Origin of the sequence: Rhodococcus sp. 14-1411-2a (assembly GCF_002259485.1) — a bacterium.
GTDB lineage: Bacteria > Actinomycetota > Actinomycetes > Mycobacteriales > Mycobacteriaceae > Rhodococcoides.
Genome location: NZ_NPGA01000020.1, coordinates 333,971 through 349,790, shown reverse-complemented (window position 1 = coordinate 349,790; position 15,820 = coordinate 333,971). Strand labels below are relative to the sequence as shown.

The 15,820-nt window shown below is 66.2% G+C and carries 13 protein-coding genes; 12 read left to right on the top strand and 1 reads right to left on the bottom strand.

The window, feature by feature from the left end:
- The 11 genes from CH291_RS22565 to CH291_RS22515 all read left to right on the top strand — a co-directional run bounded on the left by CH291_RS22565 (position 1) and on the right by CH291_RS22515 (position 13,068).
- Positions 1-507 (top strand): PH-like domain-containing protein, encoded by a 507-nt coding sequence (locus CH291_RS22565; protein ID WP_068050555.1) that lies wholly within the window; start codon positions 1-3, stop codon positions 505-507.
- A complete protein-coding gene (carA, locus tag CH291_RS22560) occupies positions 504-1,634 on the top strand; it encodes a glutamine-hydrolyzing carbamoyl-phosphate synthase small subunit (RefSeq protein WP_094670216.1) in 1,131 nt (376 codons plus the stop codon). The genes CH291_RS22565 and carA overlap by 4 nt, the downstream gene beginning before the upstream one ends.
- On the top strand, positions 1,634-4,972 hold the full coding sequence (carB, locus tag CH291_RS22555) for a carbamoyl-phosphate synthase large subunit (RefSeq protein WP_094688700.1): 3,339 nt from the start codon (positions 1,634-1,636) through the stop codon (positions 4,970-4,972). The genes carA and carB overlap by 1 nt, the downstream gene beginning before the upstream one ends.
- 27 nt (positions 4,973-4,999) lie before the next feature.
- Positions 5,000-5,827 (top strand): orotidine-5'-phosphate decarboxylase, encoded by an 828-nt coding sequence (gene pyrF / locus CH291_RS22550; protein ID WP_094688699.1) that lies wholly within the window; start codon positions 5,000-5,002, stop codon positions 5,825-5,827.
- Positions 5,828-6,036: 209 nt separating this feature from the next.
- Positions 6,037-6,357: an integration host factor, actinobacterial type gene (gene mihF, locus CH291_RS22545; RefSeq protein WP_008716579.1), complete on the top strand. Its 321-nt coding sequence runs from the start codon at positions 6,037-6,039 to the stop codon at positions 6,355-6,357.
- Positions 6,358-6,362: 5 nt separating this feature from the next.
- A complete protein-coding gene (gene gmk / locus CH291_RS22540; RefSeq protein WP_094688698.1) occupies positions 6,363-6,974 on the top strand; it encodes a guanylate kinase in 612 nt (203 codons plus the stop codon).
- Positions 6,975-7,046: 72 nt separating this feature from the next.
- Positions 7,047-7,352 (top strand): DNA-directed RNA polymerase subunit omega, encoded by a 306-nt coding sequence (gene rpoZ, locus CH291_RS22535; RefSeq protein WP_032377808.1) that lies wholly within the window; start codon positions 7,047-7,049, stop codon positions 7,350-7,352.
- Positions 7,353-7,375: 23 nt separating this feature from the next.
- Positions 7,376-8,626, top strand: a complete 1,251-nt coding sequence (gene coaBC, locus CH291_RS22530) for a bifunctional phosphopantothenoylcysteine decarboxylase/phosphopantothenate--cysteine ligase CoaBC (protein ID WP_094688697.1) — start codon at positions 7,376-7,378, stop codon at positions 8,624-8,626.
- A gap of 181 nt (positions 8,627-8,807) precedes the next feature.
- Entirely contained in the window at positions 8,808-10,022 is a 1,215-nt protein-coding gene (metK, locus tag CH291_RS22525) for a methionine adenosyltransferase (RefSeq protein ID WP_032397994.1), read from the top strand.
- Positions 10,023-10,169: 147 nt separating this feature from the next.
- Entirely contained in the window at positions 10,170-12,137 is a 1,968-nt protein-coding gene (locus tag CH291_RS22520) for a primosomal protein N' (protein WP_179276662.1), read from the top strand.
- Positions 12,138-12,216: 79 nt separating this feature from the next.
- Entirely contained in the window at positions 12,217-13,068 is an 852-nt protein-coding gene (locus CH291_RS22515) for a cyclase family protein (RefSeq protein WP_068050541.1), read from the top strand.
- Here the strand turns inward: CH291_RS22515 and CH291_RS22510 are convergent.
- Positions 12,984-14,708 (bottom strand): diguanylate cyclase domain-containing protein, encoded by a 1,725-nt coding sequence (locus CH291_RS22510; RefSeq protein ID WP_256980948.1) that lies wholly within the window; start codon positions 14,706-14,708, stop codon positions 12,984-12,986. The genes CH291_RS22515 and CH291_RS22510 overlap by 85 nt on opposite strands.
- A 313-nt stretch (positions 14,709-15,021) precedes the next feature.
- Here CH291_RS22510 and CH291_RS22505 point away from each other — a divergent pair, with 313 nt between their 5' ends.
- Positions 15,022-15,759: a PadR family transcriptional regulator gene (locus CH291_RS22505; protein WP_256980970.1), complete on the top strand. Its 738-nt coding sequence runs from the start codon at positions 15,022-15,024 to the stop codon at positions 15,757-15,759.
- Positions 15,760-15,820: the final 61 nt, after the last annotated feature.

The window sequence follows — 15,820 nt, the reverse complement described above, 5'->3', positions numbered from 1 at the left end:
GTGGACAGAGTTCTCATCGTCATCGGATTCGTCCTGTTCTGGGCGCTGATGATCGCCCTGATCTTCTGGGGTTGGAGAGGACGGCAGAAGCGTCAGGAAGACCGAATCGGTGAATTCCCGGCCGTGCCCGAAAATCTGGGTGCCACTCACATCGAGCCGGCCACGGGCCTGTACGTCGGCAGCACCATCGCGCCGAGCTGGCAGGACCGCATCGCCGTCGGCGACATCGGCCATCGCGCCACCGGCGAACTGTCGCGATACGAGAAGGGCATTCTGCTCGATCGAGACGGTGAATCTCCCATCTGGATTCCAGCGGAATCGATTCGTGCAATCCGCACCGAGCGCGGGTTGGCGGGCAAGGTCATGACCAAGGACGGGCTTCTGGTCATTCGTTGGGAGCTCCCGACGGGGACCGAGATAGACACCGGCTTCCGGGCCGACGACAAGCAGATCTACCCGGTGTGGACAGCGAGTTCCACCGGAGAAACCAAGGAGGAAACCGCGTGAGCAGCGCAGTTCTTGTTCTGGAGGACGGCCGGACATTCCGCGGCACCACATTCGGCGCACAGGGGCGCACCCTCGGCGAGGCCGTGTTCTGTACCGGAATGACCGGGTACCAGGAGACACTGACCGACCCGAGCTATCACCGACAGATCGTCGTCGCGACCGCGCCGCAGATCGGCAACACCGGCTGGAACCAGGAGGACGGTGAAGCCGCCAGCGCCCAGGATCCCAACAAGATCTGGGTCGCCGGATACGTCGTTCGAGATCCGGCGCGCCGTACCTCGAGTTGGCGCTCGACCGGAACTCTGCAGGATCAGCTCGAGGCCCAGAACGTGGTGGGCATCGCCGGAATCGACACACGCGCCCTGGTACGGCACCTGCGCACCCGCGGCTCGATGCGAGCGGGAGTGTTCTCCGGCGACGCACTCGGCACCTCGGAGGAGATGCTCGAGCAGGTGGTCGATCAGCCGTCCATGCTCGGTGCCGACCTCGCCGGTGAAGTGACCACCGGAGCCGGCTACACCATCGAGCCGTCCGGTGATGCTCGGTTCACCGTCGTCGCAGTCGATCTCGGTATCAAGACCAACACTCCGCGGATGTTCGCCGAGCGCGGTATCCGCGTGCACGTGGTGCCGTCGAACACCACCATCGAGCAGGTTCTGGAACTGAACCCGGACGGTGTCTTCCTCTCCAACGGACCGGGCGACCCGGCCACGGCGGACACCAGCGTCGCGTTGACCAGGCAGGTACTCGAACGTGAGCTGCCGCTGTTCGGTATCTGCTTCGGAAATCAGATCTTCGGGCGGGCACTGGGCCGTGGCACCTACAAGATGAAGTTCGGCCACCGCGGCATGAACATCCCGGTCATCGAGCACACCACCGGACGCATCGCGATCACCGCGCAGAATCACGGATTCGCACTCGAAGGCGAAGCGGGCGAGGAGTTCGACACCGACTTCGGCCGCGCCCGGATCAGCCACACCTGCGCCAACGACGGCACCGTCGAGGGCGTCGAACTGATCAGCGGTAGCGCCTTCTCCGTGCAGTACCACCCCGAGGCCGCGGCAGGTCCACACGACGCCGCCTACCTCTTCGACCGTTTCACCAGCGTCCTTCAGGAGAAGAAGTAATGCCACGCCGCACAGACCTGAACCACGTCCTGGTCATCGGATCCGGCCCGATCGTCATCGGTCAGGCCTGTGAGTTCGACTACTCCGGCACCCAGGCCTGCCGAGTGCTGCGCGAGGAGGGACTGCGCGTCAGCCTCGTCAACTCCAACCCCGCGACGATCATGACCGACCCCGAGTTCGCCGACGCCACCTACGTCGAGCCGATCACTGCGGAATTCATCGAGAAGATCTTCGCCCGCGAGGCCGAGCAGGGCCACCCCATCCAGGCCGTGCTCGCGACCCTGGGTGGGCAGACAGCACTCAATGCCGCTGTCGCACTGCACGATCAGGGCATTCTCACCAAGTACGGCGTCGAGCTGATCGGTGCCGACTTCGACGCCATCCAGCGCGGCGAGGATCGGCAGAAGTTCAAGGACATCGTGACCAAGGTCGGTGGCGAATCCGCCAAGTCTGCCGTCTGCTACACGATGGACGAGGTGCGCGAGACCGTCGCCGAGCTCGGCTTCCCGGTCGTCGTACGGCCGTCGTTCACCATGGGCGGTCTGGGTTCGGGATTGGCCTACAACGACGAGGACCTGACCCGAATCGCCGGTGGCGGTCTGTCGGCCTCACCCACGGCGAACGTGCTCATCGAGGAGTCCATCCTCGGCTGGAAGGAATACGAGCTCGAGCTGATGCGCGACGGCCGCGACAACGTGGTCATAGTGTGCTCCATCGAGAACGTGGACCCAGTGGGCGTACACACCGGCGACTCGGTGACCGTCGCCCCGGCCATGACGCTGACCGACCGCGAGTACCAGAAGATGCGCGACCTTTCCATCGACATCCTCCGTGAGGTGGGCGTCGACACCGGTGGCTGCAACATCCAGTTCGCGATGGATCCGGCGGACGGCCGCCTCGTCGTCATCGAGATGAACCCCCGCGTGTCGCGCTCGTCGGCGCTGGCATCGAAGGCAACCGGTTACCCGATCGCGAAGATGGCCGCCAAGCTGGCCATCGGCTACACCCTCGACGAGATCGTCAACGACATCACCCGCGAGACCCCGGCCTGCTTCGAGCCGACCCTGGACTACGTGGTCGTCAAGGCACCGCGGTTCGCGTTCGAGAAGTTCCCCGGTGCCGACGGCACGCTGACCACGACGATGAAGTCCGTCGGTGAGGCGATGTCCATCGGCCGCAACTTCACTGAGGCATTCGGCAAGGTGATGCGCTCGCTCGAAACCAAGCGCGCGGGGTACTGGACCGGCCCCGACGTCGAGGCCGAGAGCCTCGACGCTCTGCTGAAGGACCTGTCCGTTCCTCAGGACGGTCGGATGTACGGGATCGAGAAGGCCTTCGCGATGGGCGCCACCCTCGAGCAGCTCTTCGAGGCCACCAAGATCGACCCCTGGTTCCTCGATCAGTTCCAGCAGATCCACGAACTCGGCGTCCAGGTCCGCGAGGCGGCCGAATTCGACGAGGCGCTGCTGCGTCAGGCGAAGTACCACGGTCTGTCCGACCGCCAGATCGCAGCTCTGCGTCCCGAACTGGGCGGTGAGGACGGTGTGCGTGCGCTGCGTACCGAGCTGGGTGTGCATCCGGTCTACAAGACGGTCGACACCTGCGCCGCCGAGTTCGAGGCCAAGACGCCGTACCACTACGGCACCTACGAGCTCGACCCCGAGGCCGAATCCGAGGTGGCCCCGCAGCCGGACCGCCCCAAGGTGCTCATCCTGGGCTCGGGTCCCAACCGCATCGGCCAGGGCATCGAATTCGACTACAGCTGTGTACACGCGGCGCAGACACTGTCCGAGGCCGGCTACGAGACGGTGATGGTCAACTGCAACCCCGAAACCGTCTCCACCGACTACGACACCGCCGACCGCCTGTACTTCGAGCCACTGACCTTCGAGGACGTACTCGAGGTGTACCGGGCCGAGGCCGCGTCGGGCACGGTGCGAGGCGTCATCGTCCAGCTCGGCGGTCAGACCCCGCTCGGACTCGCCAAGCGACTGAAGGCCGCGGGCGTCCCGATCGTCGGAACGTCGCCCGAGGCCATCGATCTCGCCGAGGACCGGGGCGAGTTCGGCAAGGTGCTCGACGCAGCCGGACTGCCGGCAGCGAAGTACGGCACCGCAACGACGTTCGACGGAGCCCGTGAGATCGCCGCCGGAATCGGTTACCCGGTGCTGGTGCGCCCGTCCTACGTGCTCGGCGGACGCGGCATGGAGATCGTGTACGACGAGGGATCGCTGGCCACGTACATCTCCAACGCGACGGAGATCTCGGACGACCGTCCGGTGCTGGTCGACCGGTTCCTCGAAGACGCAGTCGAAATCGACGTCGACGCACTGTGCGACGGCACCGAGGTCTACATCGGCGGCATCATGGAACACATCGAGGAGGCCGGTATCCACTCCGGCGACTCGGCCTGTGCGTTGCCGCCGATCACGCTGGGCAAGACCGACATCGAGAACGTCCGACGGTCCACCGAGGCGCTCGCGAAGGGCATCGGCGTACGCGGTCTGCTCAACGTGCAGTACGCACTCAAGGACGACATCCTGTACGTCCTCGAAGCCAATCCTCGCGCGAGCCGCACGGTTCCGTTCGTGTCCAAGGCGACGGCAGTTCAGCTCGCGAAGGCCTGCGCTCGCGTGATGCTCGGGGAGAGCATCGCCGAACTCCGGACCGCGGGAATCCTGCCCGAGACCGGAGACGGTGGCACCGTCCCGGCCGGATCCCCGATCGCCGTCAAGGAAGCGGTGTTGCCCTTCAACCGGTTCCGCCGCGCGGACGGGACCGGAGTGGACACCTTGCTGAGCCCGGAGATGAAGTCCACCGGTGAGGTGATGGGAATCGACTTCGATTTCGGTACCGCGTTCGCCAAGAGTCAGACTGCGGCGTACGGCTCGTTGCCTGCGGGTGGCGCGGTGTTCGTATCGGTGGCCAACAAGGACAAGCGATCACTGATCTTCCCGGTGAAGCGACTGGCGGATCTGGGCTTCACGATCCTGGCGACCGAAGGAACCGCAGATGTGTTGCGGCGCAACGGAATCAAATGCGAACAGGTCTACAAGCAGTCCGGTGAGGACGTGCCCGCAGGGGAGCGGACCATCGTCGACCGGATTCTCGCCGGTGACATCGCCATGGTGATCAACACCCCGTACGGCAACTCCGGCCCCCGCGTCGACGGATACGAGATCCGCAGCGCGGCAGTGGCGCAGAACATTCCGTGCATCACCACGGTGCAGGGTGCGTCGGCAGCGGTGCAGGGCATCGAAGCCGGCATCGCCGGAGGAATCGGTGTTCGCTCGTTGCAGGACCTGCACGCCGGTCTGAAGCAGGGTCTCGAAGGCTGAGGTAGGTCAGGGAGAGCGGGGAAAGCAATGAGTCATCACACGTGGTCGGATCGGTTGCGCGCCGCGGTTGCGGCCCGTGGTCGACTGTGTGTCGGAATCGATCCGCACCCGGCGCTGCTCGAGGCGTGGGGCCTGCCTCGCTCGGCGGACGGTCTCGAGGTGTTCGCCGAGCTGTGCGTCGAGGCGTTCGTCGGCGAGGTGGCCATCGTCAAGCCTCAGGTGGCGTTCTTCGAGGCGTACGGATCTGCCGGGTATGCGGTGCTCGAACGCACTGTGAGTGTGCTTCGGGATGCGGGCACCCTGGTGATCTCCGATGCGAAGCGCGGCGACATCGGAACCACGATGGATTCGTACGCGCAGGCCTGGCTGGAACCCGATTCTCCGTTGTCCTCGGATGCAGTGACGGTGTCGCCGTACCTTGGCTTCGATTCACTGGGGGAGACCGTCGATCGAGCGGTGCGACACCGGCGCGGTCTGTTCGTGCTGGCTCGGACCTCGAATGAGGAGGGCTCGGCCCTGCAGCAGGCGGCGACCTCGGACGGCGAGACGGTGGCTCAGTCGATCGTCGACGCGGCGGGGAAGCGCAACCGGGTCGACGCCGACACGGTGGGCTTGGTCGTCGGTGCCACTCGTGATCACGGTCTCGACCTGTCGAACTACACCGGACCCATCCTCGCGCCGGGTCTGGGAGCGCAGGGAGCAACGGTTGCAGATCTTGCGGAGATCTTCCGCGATTCGCGTGAGCTGTTGCTTCCCAACTCCTCTCGGGGTGTCCTGGCGGCAGGTCCGTCGGTGACGGCATTGCGCGACGCGGCGATGCGGTTGCGCGACGAGATCGAAGCCGGTCTCGCATAGTCGACGCTGCCGCGCTCCGGCATTCGGGGGCGGGTTAGCGGTGAGCGGCAGTCGTCGGTACGGTCGCTAGCGCTGCCGACGAACAGTGCGGATCGCCGGTGCGGAGCGCCGATGAACGTGGTCCGTGGCAGTGGAACATCGATGGTCGACGTGCCGACAGCGATCGTGCACGTCGTATCGCCCAGAACGAGAAGACGGAGGAACCGACAGTGGCCCTTCCCCAGTTGACGCCCGAGCAGCGTGCCGCTGCCCTCGAGAAGGCAGCGATCGCCAGGAAAGCGCGCGCCGAGCTCAAGGAGCGCCTCAAGCGCGGGGGCACCGATCTCAAGCAGGTGCTCACAGATGCCGAGACGGACGAGATTCTCGGAAAGATGAAGGTCTCCGCGTTGCTCGAGGCCCTGCCGAAGGTGGGCAAGGTCAAGGCCGCGGAGCTGATGACGGAATTGGAGATCGCGCCCACCCGTCGACTGCGCGGTCTCGGAGATCGGCAGCGCAAGGCGCTGTTGACGAAGTTCGATTTCGAGGCCTGACGACGGTGAGTGACACTGCGGCGACATCGGTCCCGGAGATCGAGCGCGGCCGGTTGGTGGTGTTGTCCGGCCCCTCCGGCGTCGGCAAGTCCAGTGTCGTTCGGCTCGTGCGTGCTGCGCTGCCCGAGCTGGTGTTCAGCGTGTCGGTCACGACGCGAGCGCCGCGGCCCGGTGAGGTGGACGGTCAGGATTACCACTTCGTGTCGGCCGATGAGTTCGATCGGATGATCGCCGACGACGAGTTGCTCGAGTGGGCGAGCATTCACGGTGGTCTGCAGCGGTCGGGGACTCCGGCCGCACCGGTGGAGGCCGCGCTGGAGGCGGGTAGACCGGTGTTGCTCGAGCTCGATCTGGCCGGTGCCCGTGCCGTGCGGGTGTCCAAGCCCGAGGCGATGCTGGTGTTCATGGCTCCACCGACGTGGGACGACCTCGTCTCTCGTCTGGTCGGGCGCGCGACCGAGGAGAGCGCGGCCACCGAGCGGAGATTGGAGACCGCACGGGTGGAATTGGCCGCACAGGACGAGTTCGACACGGTGGTTGTCAATACCGATGTCGACCATTCGTGCGAACAGTTGGTATCCTTGTTGGTCGGTAGGTCGTCGGTCGGCAACAGCTGACCAGTTTCACGGCGCATGAGGCCCCGACCAGCTAGTTCGTAGCACCAACGATGCAATTTCAGGAGATCATCAGTGAGCAGCATTTCAGCGGCCGTTTCCGACTTCGACGGACGCAGCGCTCTGCCGGCCTACGACACGCCGCTCGGCATCACCAATCCGCCCATCGACGAGCTGCTCGCCCGCACCTCGTCCAAGTACGCCCTCGTGATCTACGCAGCCAAGCGTGCCCGCCAGATCAACGACTACTACAACCAGCTCGGTGACGGCATCCTCGAGTACGTGGGACCGCTGGTCGAGCCGGGTCTGCAGGAGAAGCCGCTGTCGATCGCTCTTCGCGAGATCCACGCGGACCTGCTCGAGCACACCGAAGGCGAATAAGAACCTCACAGAGGACATCTGACTTGCACGTTGTCGTCGGAGTCGGCGGAGGTATCGCCGCCTACAAGAGTTGTTCGCTCATCCGTAGTTTCACCGAGGGCGGGCACCAGGTACGGGTTATTCCGACCGCATCCGCCCTGGAGTTCGTCGGGCGTGCGACATTCGAGGCGTTGTCCGGCCAACCGGTACACATCGGGGTGTTCGCGGACGTGCCGGAAGTTCCGCATGTGCGCCTGGGTCAGGAGGCAGACCTCGTCGTCGTCGCCCCCGCCACCGCGGACCTCATGGCCCGCATCGCGGGGGGACGCGCAGACGATCTTCTGACGGCCACCCTGCTCACGGCGCGGTGCCCGGTGGTCCTGGCTCCGGCGATGCACACCGAGATGTGGGAGCACCCCGCCACGGTCGCCAACGTCGCGACCCTTCGTTCTCGCGGAACACACGTGATCGAACCGGCATCGGGGCGTCTGACCGGGCGAGACACCGGGTCGGGTCGGCTGCCGGAGCCGGACGAGATCTTCGCGCTCTCCATGCTGGTGACCGAGCGAGGGGACGCGCTTCCTCGCGATCTCGAAGGACGCCGTGTTCTGGTCTCTGCCGGGGGCACTCGCGAGCCTCTCGATCCGGTTCGTTTTCTGGGCAACCGAAGCTCGGGCAAGCAGGGATATGCGCTCGCGCGAGTGGCAGCGCAACGAGGAGCCCAGGTGACGTTGGTCGCCGGGTACACCAGTGACCTCGACGCTCCGGCCGCGGTCGACGTGGTGCACGTCAAGACGGCGTCGGACATGCAGGAGGCCGTTCGCAAACTTGCCGTCGGTGTCGACGCCGTGGTGATGGCGGCCGCGGTCGCCGACTTCCGCCCGGAGTCCATCGCGGGCAGCAAGATCAAGAAGGGGGCCGACGAACCGTCGTCGATCCCGCTGGTCCGCAACGACGACATACTCGCCGGCCTCGTGTCGGCTCGCCGCGACGGTGAGCTCGAACCGTCGACGGTCATCGTCGGATTCGCCGCCGAGACCGGGGACGCGGACGGCGACGTGCTGACGTACGCGCGGGCCAAGCTCGAACGCAAGGGCTGCGACCTGCTCGTGGTCAACGCTGTCGGGGACGGCAAGGCGTTCGAGGTCGACCACAACGACGGCTGGCTGCTCGGTTCCGACGGTTCCGAGGCGGCGCTCGGCGAGGGCTCCAAAGCACTTCTCGCGAGCCGCGTGCTGGATTCGGTGGCGCAGATGCTCGATGCGCGGAGTACTCGACCGAAGTCGAATCCGTGACGATGCCGAGAGTGCACGATCGATGTCGTACCGGCTACCGTGCTGGGCACCACGTGTAGTGCCGTAGAGGTTTGCGCGGCTCCGGCAGGGGCGATAACACCGAGGGAACGTCAATTTTCGTGGAGTGCCCGACCGGCGCGAGGCGTCGGGTCGGGCAGGAACATGCGTCGAGAGGAAGTCCGTGAGCAAGTCCGGTAGTCGGCTTTTCACCAGCGAGTCCGTCACAGAGGGTCACCCCGACAAGATCTGTGACGCCATCAGCGATTCCATTCTCGATGCTCTGCTGACGGAGGATCCGCGTGCTCGGGTGGCCGTGGAGACCCTGGTCACCACCGGCCAGGTGCATGTCGCGGGTGAGGTCAATACCACCGCATACGCCGACATCCCCAAGATCGTGCGCGAGAAGGTGCTCGAGATCGGGTACGACTCGTCGGCCAAGGGGTTCGACGGAAATTCGTGCGGTGTCAACGTTGCGATCGGCGCGCAGTCACCCGAGATCGCTCAGGGCGTCGATCACTCGCACGAGGCCCGAGTCGAGGGACTGTCCGACGACGAGATCGACCGTCAGGGCGCGGGGGATCAGGGGTTGATGTTCGGCTACGCCAACACCGACACTCCCGAGCTGATGCCGTTGCCGATCGCGTTGGCGCACCGGCTCTCTCGGCGACTGACCGAGGTCCGCAAGAGCGGAGTGCTGCCGTACCTGCGTCCGGACGGCAAGACGCAGGTGACGATCGAGTACGACGGTGACAACGCCGTTCGCCTCGACACCGTGGTGATCTCGACTCAGCACGCAGCGGACATCGATCTCGACAACCTGCTCACTCCCGATATCCGGGAGAAGGTGCTCGGCTCGGTGCTCGCCGAGTTGGACGTGCCGACGTTGGACACGTCCGATGTGCGTCTGTTGGTCAATCCCACCGGAAAGTTCGTGCTCGGTGGACCGATGGGTGACGCCGGGCTGACCGGCCGGAAGATCATCGTCGACACCTACGGCGGTATGGCACGGCACGGTGGTGGCGCGTTCTCCGGCAAGGACCCGTCGAAGGTCGACCGCAGTGCTGCCTATGCGATGCGCTGGGTTGCGAAGAATGCTGTTGCCGCCGGTCTCGCCGATCGCATCGAGGTCCAGGTGGCGTACGCCATCGGCAAGGCGGCACCGGTCGGGTTGTTCGTCGAGACGTTCGGCACCGAGAAGACCGATCCCGCGCGTATTCAGGCGGCGATCAGCGAGGTGTTCGATCTACGTCCCGGTGCCATCATTCGTGATCTGGATCTGCTGCGACCGATCTACGCGCCCACTGCGGCGTACGGTCACTTCGGCCGCACCGACATCGATCTTCCGTGGGAGTCCACCGATCGCGCCGGCAAGCTTCGCGAGGCTGCCGGACTCTGAGTTCGGCGTCGACCGTTCTGCACGTACCCTGCTCGCACCGGCTCGGTGCTCCGACATCGAGTGTGGGGTGAGAATCGAGGAGGAGGTGCGGTGGCGGGCGTAGCGCGGGTGGCGGCGTCGGATCTTCCGATCGCGCGCATTCTTCCGATGTTGCCGCTGCCGCATCTCGACCGCGAGTTCGACTACCTCGTTCCCGAGGAGGTGAGCAGTGATGCTCAGCCCGGTGTCCGAGTTCGGGTGCGGTTCGCGGGTCGACTGGTCGATGGTTTCGTGCTGGCCAGACTGGCCGAGACCGAGCACTCCGGCAAGCTCGGCTGGCTCGATCGGGTGGTGTCCGCGGAGCAGGTTCTGACTCCGGAGATCGCAGAACTGGCCGCGGCAGTGGCGGATCGATACGCCGGGACCAGGGCTGACGTGCTACGGCTGGCGATCCCGGCTCGCCATGCCCGAGTCGAGGCGGAACAGACACCCATCGTCGAGCCCCCGGCCGAGCCGGACATCGACCGAGCGGCCTGGTCGGCCTACACCCACGGCTCGAACTTCCTCGACGCATTGGCATCGGGACGCGTACCGCGCGCGGTATGGCAGGCGTTGCCCGGTGAGCTGTGGCCGGTGCGGTTGGCGGAGGCCGCCGCCGTGACCGTGGCCGGCGGTCGGTCCGCGGTGGTCGTGGTGCCCGATCAACGAGACCTCGATCGTCTGGAGACGGCCTGCACGGCTCTGCTCGGTGCCGACCGGGTGGTGGCGCTGTCGGCCGGTTTGGGCCCGGCGAAGCGGTATCGGCAATGGTTGCGTGGGCTGCGATCGGGCCCGGTCGTCGTGGTGGGGACGCGCAGCGCCGTGTTCGCTCCGGTGTCCACTCTCGGCATGATCGCCATCTGGGACGATGGTGACGACAGTTTCGCCGAGCCCCGTTCGCCGTATCCGCATGCCCGAGAAGTGGCGTTGCTGCGAGCGCACGTGTCCGCAGCCGCGGTGGTCATCGGCGGACATGCGCGGACTGCGGAGGCGGAAGCTCTCGTGGATTCCGGTTGGGCACACGACCTGGTGGCTCCTCGTGAGCTTGTCCGTGAGCGTCAACCCCACGTGGTGGCCTTGGCCGACTCGGACCATGCGCTCGCGCGGGATCCGGCAGCCCGTGTCGCCCGGTTGCCCGCGATCGCGTTCGAGGCGGCTCGGGCCGCACTGAAGGCCGATTCGCCTGTGCTGGTTCAGGTTCCGCGCGGGGGCTACGTGCCGTCACTGGCGTGCGCGAAGTGTCGACATCCGGCTCGGTGTCGCCGGTGCAACGGTCCGTTGGCGCTTCCGTCGGCCCCGGGGAGCGACGGAGCAGGGAGTCCGACGTGCTCGTGGTGCGGAATCGCAGACACCGCGCATCGGTGCACGGCATGCGGATCGCGCAACCTGCGTGCGGTCGTGATCGGCGCGGGCCGTACCGCCGAGGAACTCGGACGGGCATTTCCCGGAGTACCGGTTCACAACTCGGGAGGCGCCGCCGTGCTCGACGCCGTCCGACCCGGTGCCGGTCTCGTCGTGTCCACCGTCGGTGCCGAGCCGACGGTCGACGGTGGATACGGCGCGGCCCTCTTGCTGGACGGCTGGGCCCTGCTCGGCCGGGCAGACCTGCGCGCGGCCGAGGAGACGCTGCGTCGGTGGATGACCGCCGCCGCTTTGGTTCGGCCGGGCACGGCAGGCGGACGAGTGGTCGTCGTCGCCGAGTCCGAGATACCCACGGTGCAGGCACTGGTTCGCTGGGACCCGCTGTGGCACGCCAGAAGTCAGTTGGACGAACGAGTGGAGGTACGGTTCCCGCCCGCCGTGCACGTTGCGGCCGTCGACGGAACCACCGATGCGATCACCGCGCTGGTGGAGAGCGCAGATCTGCCCGAGTCGGTGGAAATACTCGGACCGGTCGATCTGCCGGACGGCCAACGGGCGCCGGCGGGCGGCGGTGAGGACGCACTTCCCGGTGATGTGCAGCGGTTGTTGATACGCGTGCCGCGCAGCACCGGGGCGGCGTTGGCGCGGGCACTGGCCACCGCGCAGGCATCGCGCAGTGCCAAGAAACTCGGCGGCGGAGTGCGGGTCCAGATAGACCCGATTCGAATCGGCTGATTCCGCCGTCCCGGCTCGACGTGGCCTAGGGTTGCCTCGGGGCGGCGCACGGGGCGCCGATGAAAGGTGGGTCGGGGACATGAAGAGAAGGCAGCTCTTTCGCCGTGCGACAACAGGTTTGGCAGTGGTGATCGGTGCCCGTCTGGCCGCACCTGCCACCGCCGACGCCCTGCCGGGTACCGGCTCGGCGCAGCCACCCACACCGGCCGTTCCGTTGGATCGAATGCTCCGGATCGTGTCCCTGTCGCACATCAACGATCCGGCGCTCACTCCGATCTTTCCCGGCGATCCCGAATTCTCGCTCGAGACGGCGTTCACAGTCGCAGACGACGGCTTCTACCTCCAGTACGTCAAGGAGGGCGAGCATACCGGCACGCACTGGGGCGCACCCGCGCACTTCCAGGAAGGTGGCCTGACCGCCGACCAGCTCGATCCGGAGGATCTGTTTCTGCCCGCGGTGAAGATCGACATTCGTGATCGGGCGGCGGCCGACGCCGACTACGCCGTGACCGTGGCCGACCTGCAGAACTGGGAAGCAGTCAACGGTGCCATTCCACCAGGGGCGGCTGTCGTTCTGTGGACGGGATGGGCGTCACGCTGGGGGACCGATGCGTACGCCAACGCGGACGCGGACGGTGTGACGCACCAACCCGGGTTCTCTCCGGAAGCAGCGCAGTGGTTGATCGACACGGGCAGGCTAGCCGACAGAGGTGCCCTCGGCACCGACACCTTCGGACCCGATCTGGGCAACGACGACACCTATCCGGTGTCGGTCAAGCTCTACGACCGGCGTCGGATCAGTCTGGAGAACCTGACCAATCTGGAGTCGATTCCGACCACGGGTGCCTACGTTCTGGTCGGCGGCCCGATCAACCGAGCCGGATCCGGTTCACCTGCAACCATTTTCGGCCTGGTCCCCAGGGTCGCCTGATCTGAGGTGCTCGGCACCGCGGTGAGTGCACCCGCGGTGTCGTAGGCGTAGATACCGGCCTTGCCCTCGCGTTTGGCCTCGTACATCGCTCGATCGGCCAGCCGCATCAGCTCGTCCTCGTCGGCGGTGTCGGAGCCGGCCACGCTCGTGCTGTCGTGGGGTGTGCGGTCGAGCTGACCGATCTGCACCACGCCCACGCACACGCCGACCGACACCGAATGGCCGTCGATCTCGTGGGCGGTCCGCATCGTCTCGGCGATGCGGACCGCCGTCGCGCGACCGGCATCGAGGTCGGCGTACACCAGGGCGGTGAACTCGTCGCCGCCGAAGCGCGCCACTACTCCGTCCACGACGCATCGCTCGAGGCGGCGTGCGAGTTCGACCAGTAGTCGGTCGCCGCCGCCGTGTCCGAATCTGTCGTTGACGCTCTTGAAGTCGTCGAGGTCGATGAGCAGCAGGACGGCGCGGCCCCGGCCCGCTCGGGCGTCGTGCACCGCCGCTCGAAGGTGTTCGTCGAACGACGACCGGTTGAGCAATCCGGTCAACCCGTCGTGATGCGCGCGGTACGTCAACTCGGCCTGCGCCCGAGTCAGGCTTCGCAGCAGATTGTCGTTCTGCACCAGGGTGATCACCTGGCGAACGAGTGAGAGCAACACCACTGCAACCCCGAGTATCACCACGGTCGAGTCCAGCTCTCCGGTCTGCACCCGCAGTATCGCCAACACGATCCCGATCGCACCCATGAGTGCGTACGGCAACAGCAATTGCGTTCTCGCGCCGGTGACGGCCTCGGTGCAGTCCGACTCGGTGGGCTGCGATCCGTGCAGCGACGATCCGTACAGCGACGAGCCGTGCGTCGACGAGTCACGCGGTGCCGGGTTGTCGTCCACGGTCCTCGGGGCAGCAGCCGCGAGAGCGATGAGCGCTGTGCCTGCGATGAATCCGCCGTCGGTCAGAACCGGCATGAAGTCCGCACCGGTGGCGACGAGATACGCGTAGATGCTGTCGGATATCGCCATCATCAGGATTCCGGCGCCGAGCAGGGTGAGCTGCGTCCGATATCGCGCGGCGATCCTCGGGATCACGGCGAGCAGCACGATCATGGCCACGAGTACCAGGTCGGTGATGGGGTACATGATCGCCACCAGGAACTCGATCGAGTCGGATTCCGACGAATGCACGACCGCGCCGAGCACGGTTGCCCAGGAGAGAACGAAGAGCGACCCGACGACGACGGCCCCGTCGAGCAACGACATCACCCAGACATGGCGTGCACTGGAGGCAGCCCGCCAGGGCGACGGGCCGACGAAGGCCAGCAGGGCAGGCACGGCGAGGATCGGGAAGAGAAAGAAGCCGACGTCGGCGACGGACGCGGTCGGCAGCGGCATGCCGAGAGCGGATCGATAGAAGGCCCAGACCGCCATGCCTGCACTCCAGCAGGCCATTCCGGCGGCCATCAGAACGCGCCACTGCCGTTCGGTGCCCGTTCTTCTCGACGCCGTCCGCCAGCAGACGATCGTCGCCGTGATACCTCCCGCGAGCTGTGCGATGTCGTCGATCAGTACGGAGGTTCGTTGGCCGAGAACGTTGGAGCCGGCGAGCAGGACGATGGCGAGGACGCATCCGAGCACGACGGTCACGCATCGCCTCGTCGATCCGGCCACACGGCCTCCCTCGTTGGTGCGCGAGCGTGGTTGCGCGAGCGCGGTAGAGCCGGCCGCTGTTTCGGTCCGTTGGACGAGAGCTCGTACCGACCGCGTCATCCTAGCGAGCGAGAGCCGTCCAGGGCGCGTTCCTCGGAGTCGGAAACGTGGAGGTTGCCTCTGGACCTTGCCAAAGATCTATTGGCGATATATCGTCGCTGTGTCAATCGATACTAAGGAGTACGACATGAATTACGCATTCGAAGGTTTCGCACACGAATTCGGACGTCGCGCAGGAGCACGTCGACACATGCGTGGCGCGCCGTTCCAGATGTGGGTCGCGCAGAGTGAGGACCGCGGCCCGTCGGACGATCACGGTCCACGAGAGCGCGGCCGCGGCAGGAGAGGTCACGGTGAACGGAGCAGGCACGGTGCCGGTGGGCCGTTCGGACGGGGACCGGAAGGCATGCGCCCCGGTTTCGGTCCCGGTGGTTTCGGTCCCGGTGGTTTCGGGCCGAACGCAGATTTCGGTCGAGGTCGCGGTCGGGGAGGGCGAGGGCGTCGCGGGGACGTGCGCGCTGCAATCCTCCTGCTGCTCGAGGAACGTCCGATGCACGGATACGAACTGATCCAGCAGATCGCCGAGAAGAGCAACGGCACCTGGAAGCCGAGTCCTGGCTCCATCTATCCGGCCCTGTCGCAACTCGAAGACGAGGGCCTGGTCCTCATCGACAAGGTGGCCGGCCGCAAGACCGCTGCGCTGACCGACGAGGGTCGAACACACATCGAGGCCCATCGTGCCGACCTGGGCAGCCCGTGGGACGACGTGGCAGAGTCCGTCGGAGTCGACGCCCGGGATCTTCGGGCGCTCATCGGCCAGTTGATGGGCGCAGCCGGTCAGGTCGCCGGAGTGGGCACACCGAAACAGGTGGAGCGGGCCGCCGAGATTCTCACCGAAGCCCGCAGGTCGCTGTATCGGATACTTGCCGAGGACGGTTCGACCGATCGAGATCCCGACGACACGGTCGACGCCCCCGACGCGCCGTGACCGGCAGGTGCGGAATCGTCCGCAGTGCTTGCGACTCCCTAGGATGGACACCCGAGATCCT